Source organism: Verrucomicrobiota bacterium, from assembly GCA_037139415.1.
Taxonomy (GTDB): Bacteria; Verrucomicrobiota; Verrucomicrobiia; order Limisphaerales; family Fontisphaeraceae; genus JBAXGN01.
Window position 1 is genome coordinate 1 of sequence record JBAXGN010000294.1, and the last position, 6,162, is coordinate 6,162.

7 protein-coding genes are annotated in these 6,162 nt (G+C 58.8%); 4 read left to right on the forward strand and 3 right to left on the reverse strand.

Annotation, left to right across the window (positions count from 1 at the left end; translation table 11 throughout):
• Positions 1-110 precede the first annotated feature (110 nt).
• The 3 genes from yihA to WCO56_28460 form a co-directional block, all read right to left on the reverse strand.
• Positions 111-770, reverse strand: a complete 660-nt coding sequence (gene yihA / locus WCO56_28450; GenBank protein ID MEI7733534.1) for a ribosome biogenesis GTP-binding protein YihA/YsxC — start codon at positions 768-770, stop codon at positions 111-113.
• A gap of 7 nt (positions 771-777) precedes the next feature.
• On the reverse strand, positions 778-2,763 hold the full coding sequence (locus tag WCO56_28455) for an ABC-F family ATP-binding cassette domain-containing protein (protein ID MEI7733535.1): 1,986 nt from the start codon (positions 2,761-2,763) through the stop codon (positions 778-780).
• Between the two features lie 108 nt (positions 2,764-2,871).
• Entirely contained in the window at positions 2,872-3,009 is a 138-nt protein-coding gene (locus WCO56_28460) for a hypothetical protein (protein ID MEI7733536.1), read from the reverse strand.
• A 90-nt stretch (positions 3,010-3,099) separates the two neighbouring features.
• On the opposite strand from WCO56_28460, the gene WCO56_28465 reads away from it, so the two are divergent.
• The 4 genes from WCO56_28465 (at position 3,100) to WCO56_28480 (ending at position 5,755) form a co-directional block, all read left to right on the forward strand.
• The gene (locus WCO56_28465; GenBank protein ID MEI7733537.1) at positions 3,100-4,380 is read left to right on the forward strand and encodes a hypothetical protein; all 1,281 of its coding nucleotides are present in this window, start codon (positions 3,100-3,102) and stop codon (positions 4,378-4,380) included.
• Positions 4,381-4,555: 175 nt separating this feature from the next.
• Positions 4,556-4,702: a hypothetical protein gene (locus WCO56_28470; GenBank protein MEI7733538.1), complete on the forward strand. Its 147-nt coding sequence runs from the start codon at positions 4,556-4,558 to the stop codon at positions 4,700-4,702.
• Between the two features lie 97 nt (positions 4,703-4,799).
• Positions 4,800-5,264 (forward strand): SRPBCC family protein, encoded by a 465-nt coding sequence (locus WCO56_28475; protein MEI7733539.1) that lies wholly within the window; start codon positions 4,800-4,802, stop codon positions 5,262-5,264.
• Positions 5,261-5,755 carry a TspO/MBR family protein gene (locus WCO56_28480; GenBank protein ID MEI7733540.1) on the forward strand — a complete coding sequence of 165 codons (495 nt, stop codon included), beginning with the start codon at positions 5,261-5,263 and terminating at the stop codon, positions 5,753-5,755. Before WCO56_28475 ends, WCO56_28480 begins: the two co-directional genes overlap by 4 nt.
• Positions 5,756-6,162 lie beyond the last annotated feature (407 nt).

Below are 6,162 nucleotides of genomic sequence, written 5' to 3' on the forward strand. Positions count from 1 at the left end.
GACCTGAGGGACTTTCACCCCCGGTTACACACAGCTTCTCCGAGCGCACCTGCCCATAAATTTTTCTGCAAAAAGGTGTTTCCCTCAGGTTCCGTTCCGATCCTGAAGGTTTACTCTTCGGGAGGCGTTTCCCTGTTTTCCAGCGTTCCTTCCGGCCCGTCTTCTTCATCATCCTGATTTGCGTCCATGACCTCTTTGATCACCTTGAGCAATTCGTACCGGCCCTGCCTGGTCGTGGCGGAACAGGTGAAGATTTCTGGCAGCTTCTCGCACCATTCGGAAACGTGCTCCGTGAACGCCTTGATGTTTGTCTGCCGCTTGGAGGGGCTTACCTTGTCCGTCTTGGTGAAAACAAGGGCGAACGGGATGGCGTTGTCAATGAGCCATTCCACAAATTCCAGATCAATCGCTTGCGGTGGCAACCCGGAGTCGATGAGCGCGAAAACACAGAGCAGGTTCTCGCGATGCTGCAGGTAATCCGTCACGGCCTCATTGAACTTGGCCATGTCCTTCCGCGCCACCTTCGCGTAACCGTATCCCGGCAGGTCCACCAGCCGCCAGGTCCGGTCAATGGTGAAAAAATTGATCAGCTTGGTGAAGCCTGGCGTGGCGGAGACTCTAGCCAGATTCTGCTGGCCCGCGAGCATGTTCAGCAAGGACGATTTGCCGACGTTGGATCGCCCGATAAAGGCGAATTCAGGCAGGGTCTCGTCGGGACACGAGTCCAGGTCCGGGGCGCTGCATTCAAAGGTGGCTGTTGAAATATTCATAATTCGTTCACGAAGCGGATTCCATTTCCGCAAGTTTTGATGCGGCCTTTTCCCATTCCGTCTGGACGCGTTGCAATTCATCCATCACGACCGTCAGCTCGCGATTCAGGTGCAGCGCCGCCCCGGCCTTCTCGTAGGTCGCCGGGCTCTCCATTTCCTGGGTGAGCTGCGCCTGTTGGGTTTCGAGGTTGGCCACCTGGTGTTCCAGGGCAGTGACCCGTTTCTGCAGCGCCTTGCGTTCGTTGGCGCGGGCCTGGCGCTGTTCGGCTTCCAGCCGCTTCTGTTCTTTGCGTTCGGCCCCGGAAAGTTTTTCGCTCGTGCCCGCACTCGCCTGTGGTGTGCGCCCGTCGCGCAACCCGCCGCCCTGCGCCGTCGGTGTGCCATTGCTCCCCGCCGTCAGCCCCAGCCGCGCCGTCAAGGCTTTCGTCTTGTCGAGGTAGTACTGATAATCCCCGGGATAATTCGTCAGCCGTCCGGCGTTCACGTGCAGGGTTCGATTGGCCAGCGCACGGATGAAATACACATCGTGGCTGATGAAAATCAGCGTGCCGGTGAAGGCTTTCAACGCTTGCAGCAGCGCCTCAATGCTGGCCATGTCAAGGTGCGTGGTCGGTTCATCCATCAACAGCAGGTTTGGCGGTTCGAGCAGAATCTTCACCAGCGCCAGCCGGCTCTTCTCACCGCCGCTCAGCACATTGACGCGTTTGAACGCGTCGTCCCCGCGAAATAGAAACGCGCCGAGCAGCGTACGAACCGATTGCTCGGTAATGCGCGCCGTGGTATCAAGCGCCTCTTCCAGCACCGTGCGGTCCATCTGGAGCATTTCCGTGCGGTACTGGGAGTAGTAGCCTTCCTTGACGTTGTGGCCGAGGATACGTTCGCCCTGCTGAACAGGCAGGGCACCGGCGGCGAGCTTGAGCAGGGTGGACTTGCCCGCGCCGTTGGGTCCCACCAGCACCACGCGCTGCCCACGTTCCACCTCGAAATCCACGCCGCGATACACGACGTTCTCACCATAGGCGTGATGGACGCCTTTGAGCGTGATGACCCGCTGCCCGCTGCGCACCGGCTGGGGAAAGGAAAAGCCCATCACCGGCCCGGCGGATTCCGGCGCCTCGATTTTCTCCATGCGGTCAATCTGTTTCAGCTTGGCCTGCGCCTGCGACGCCTTGCTGGCCTTGGCGCCAAAGCGGTCCGCGAACTCCTGCAACCGCGCGATGTCGCGCTGCTGGTTCTTATAGGCGGCCAGTTGTTGCACCTCGGCGGCAGCGCGCTGTTCCAGGAAATTGTCGTAATTGCCGGTATAGGAATACAGTTTTGATTGCCGCAGCTCGATGACCCCGGTGACGAGCTGGTTCAGAAACTCGCGGTCGTGCGAAATGATCACGATGCCGCCCGGATACGCGCTGAGATATTCCTGGAACCACAGCAGCGTTTCCAGGTCGAGATGGTTCGTCGGCTCATCGAGCATCAACAGGTCCGGCTCCTGCACGAGCAACCGTGCAAGGTGCCCGCGCATCACCCACCCGCCGCTTAGTTCCCGTGCGGGCCGGTCAAAATCGCTCTCACGAAAGGCCAGGCCGGCGAGGATTTTCTTCGCGCGCGCGTCAAGCTGCCACCCGCCCAGTTCATCGTAGCGGGCATGGAGATTATCGTGCGGATCAATATCGTCCGGATGCGTCGTATCCCAAGCCTTGAGCTTCCGCCGCACTTCCACAAACTCCGGCGAAATGGAGGTGGCCAGTTCCAGCACGGTCTCCTCCCCCACCGGCGCGCTCTCCTGCGGCAGAAAGCCGACTGTGGCGCCGCGCTGGCGCATGATCTGGCCGTGATCGCATTCCTCCTGGCCCAGGATCAATTTAAACAACGTGGACTTCCCCGCGCCGTTCGGCCCCACTAGGCCGAGCCGATCGTCGCGGTTAATCTGGAGCGTCACGTCTTCGAACAAGGTGCGCCCGCCATAGGATTTGCTGACTTCCGAAAGTGTAAACATCAGGACTGGTAAGTATGGGGCAAGCCGCGCCGTTTGGAAACCACGAAATGTGTACTTCTGGCAGAAATGTTTCCCGCCACCCTGCTTTATAGCGATAACCCGGCAAAATTAAGGCTCCGACAGCAGCAAACCCAAGAGCACTTGGGCATAGAGACGATGACCAAAATCATTGGGGTGATTCACCCCGTTGCCGGTCAGATCGTGGTAACGCTTGCGTTCCATCATTTGCGACCACAGTGTGGTCATATAAAAATATATTGCCATCCGCATTCCTATCAGTGAACGTTTCTGCGCCAGCGCCAAAGCGTTGGTAAAACTAAATCTGGCAGTTGAAACATGCATAAAATAAAAACCCTTGCACGCATCCGGTTATGGTTGGGATTGGCCGTGCTGGCGTGCGGGGCACTTTGGGTGCCGGGCACGTGGGCGGCGGCATCACCCCCATTGTCCGGCCGGGCCGCGCCGATCGCTTTCGGCACGTTGCAGACCGATGGCAAACATGCCGCTGAAGAGTACGGCGGCGGCCTGCGGCTGGCGATGATGGAGATTTTCTGGGATCGCTACGAACTCCGCCCGGGGGAATTTTCGGCGGACTACGCCGCCGCCCAGCAGCGGACACTCAAGCGGTTCAAGGACCTCGGTTTCCAGGTTACCTTGGCTCTCGGGATTCACTATCCACCCCGCTGGTTGAAGCAGGAGCCCAATGCGAAGTTTGTCAACCAACATGGTGACCACAGCCGAGATCTGAATTTCGTCTTCAACCAGCAAATGCGCCAGCACGCGGAACGTTACCTGGCGCGCATTCAGGCGGACTTGGGCTTCGATAACTTCTGGGCCGTCCGCCTCACTTCGGGCGGGAATGGCGAGGTGCTTTACCCCGAAGGCGGCAGCTACTGGGCGTTTGACGTGAACGCGCAAAATGGCCCGGCTCTTCCTCCAACTCTGCCGCGCTGCCCGTATCCGGGTTGGAAACCGGGCCAACCCGGTCTGGCCGCCGCGCAGGTGCGGCAATGGGCGGATTGGTATGTTCGCTGCCTGGCGTTGAGTGTCGCCTGGCAACAGAGTGTGCTCGACAAGTTGGGCTTCACGGGATGGTACCAGATTCTCACTCCTGGCTCCGGGGTTCGCCCTTCCGCCTATGACGATGTCATTCGGAAAAACCTGCCCGATGGACTTCTGGGCGTCGGTGCGGCCTGGCAAAAACTCTACGAATTCCTGCCCGACAAACGTCGGGCCGTGGTTTACATCTCCTCCGTGGCTGATCGCTCCGGCCACGACGATCTGCCGCAGCCTGAAGATGTCCAGGTGCCGCTATCGGACCCGTCGGCCAACAAATGGTCGGCCACCCGTTGGCAAGTACGCCTCGCTCGCGCGTACGGCCTGCCGGTTGGCGGAGAAAACCCGGGGTACAACCAACCGGCGTCGCTGAATCCTCATTATGTTGACCTATCGCCGGCGGGAATGTTGGCGCGGTCATTGGCTCAGGCCAGAGCCGGCCATTTTCAATGCTTTTACTGGGCGCATTCCGCCCAGTTGTGGGATGGCACCATGCCATTCTCGAATTACGTCACCGCCATCACCACCGCCCCAACGCAGAGTTATCCCAAGGCGCGGTAAAGCGAAATTGTCCCCCCAAATACCCCATCAAAGAATATTCTTTCTCCTTCCCATTTTTGTGCCAGCCGTTACATTTACCGTCAGTTAAACTCACCCGGCGCTGATGGTTTGTGGGTTGGTGGCCGGAGGTGGAATCGTATGCAAATAAATTGGTCAACTACTGAAACAGAACCTCTTGGAAGGCGGCAAGGCCGCGCTTACCTCCAAGGAAACCAAATACCTTGCCAATAAAGAAAGCGAATCCATCCTGGCCGATACCACGGAACTTCTTAAACTGCTGACAAGCATCATCAAATCCATAAAACAAGGAATGCCCCAATGATCATTTTCTATTATCCATTACCTTTTCCAGGCCTTCACCGGAGAACTGTGAAATTTGATGCTTAAAACAACCGTAGCTGCCAAACCGGACCACCCCGATGCGCATCCGCGAATTTCAAACTGAACTCTGGCTGCCGCTGTCGCCGGAGGAGCTGTTCCCGTTCTTCGCGGACGCGGCGAACCTGGATGCCATCACGCCGCCGTGGATGCATTTTCACATCGTTACGCCACCACCCATCACGATGCGCGAGGGTGCGCTCATTGATTACAAGTTACGTGTGCGCGGCGTTCCGCTTCGCTGGCGGACGCGCATCAGCGCGTGGCAGCCGCCGCATCGGTTCGTGGACGAGCAGCTTCGCGGGCCTTACCGGCAGTGGATTCACGAGCATACGTTCGAGGCGCGCGACGGCGGCACGCTGACCCGCGACGTGGTGCGCTATGCCGTGCCATTCGATTTCATCCTGCACGGCTGGCTGGTGCGGCCGGACGTGGAAAAGATTTTCCGGTATCGCGCCAGGGCGTTGCAGCAGCGTTTTGGCAAGGGAGGAAAGGCAACGCCATGAACGCGACGATATACCCATCACCGGGTGGGATGCGGCGCTGGCTGGCACTGGCCGGCTGGCTGCTGCTGTGTTTTGCGGCGGCGGCGGGTGGGGCGGTGTTCATGCCGGGGGAGTGGTATGCCGCGCTCAAGAAGCCTGCGTGGAATCCGCCGGGGTGGGTGTTCGGCCCGGTCTGGACGGCGCTCTACACGATGATGGCAGTGGCGGCGTGGCTGGTCTGGCAACGCGGAGGGTTCACCGCACAACGCCGGCCGTTGGGGTTGTTCCTCGCACAACTCGTTTTCAACGCCGGGTGGACGCCGCTGTTTTTTGGACTGCACCGCCCCGGCGTGGCATTCGCGGAAATCATCCTGCTCTGGCTGGCCATAGCGTGGACCATCGCAGCGTTTTGGCGGGTGCATCGCGTCACCGCCTGGTTGCTGGCACCCTATCTGGTGTGGGTGAGTTTTGCGGCGGTGCTCAACGGAACGTTGTGGCGGCTGAACTTATGAGCCGGGTTCGAGAGTTAATTCAAGCAATGAACACGCACCCAGAGAGACTTTGGGCCACCGTGACCAGGTTTACTGCATTGACGGGGTAGCCAGAGCCAGGCTGGAGGTGGTGGACTGTGGCTGGACTTTTCGACAAACACGGTGATTGTCCGTCCGCCAATCACACCTCCCCTCACAAATCACTCTCTTTTCCCCTCTCGCCCCATTCCTCCCATCGCCCAATCCCGTGCATTCTGTTCATCCTGTCAAAATTCTTTATCCTTCCCATTTTTGCGCTAATCGGTAGATTCAGTTCCAAGTAAACCCACCCAGCGTTAGCTGATTTGTTGGTTGGTGGCTGGAGGGTGAAAACGGTATGCAAACAAATTGGTCAACTGTTGAAGGTGTCTCATCGCAACCGGGGAATA

Bases quoted from the DNA above. Each gene is read 5' to 3' on its own strand.
- yihA (MEI7733534.1), bottom strand. From the start codon at position 770: ATGAATATTTCAACAGCCACCTTTGAATGCAGCGCCCCGGACCTGGAC.
- WCO56_28455 (MEI7733535.1), bottom strand. From the start codon at position 2,763: ATGTTTACACTTTCGGAAGTCAGCAAATCCTATGGCGGGCGCACCTTG.
- WCO56_28460 (MEI7733536.1), bottom strand. From the start codon at position 3,009: ATGACCACACTGTGGTCGCAAATGATGGAACGCAAGCGTTACCACGAT.
- WCO56_28465 (MEI7733537.1), top strand. From the start codon at position 3,100: ATGCATAAAATAAAAACCCTTGCACGCATCCGGTTATGGTTGGGATTG.
- WCO56_28475 (MEI7733539.1), top strand. From the start codon at position 4,800: ATGCGCATCCGCGAATTTCAAACTGAACTCTGGCTGCCGCTGTCGCCG.
- WCO56_28480 (MEI7733540.1), top strand. From the start codon at position 5,261: ATGAACGCGACGATATACCCATCACCGGGTGGGATGCGGCGCTGGCTG.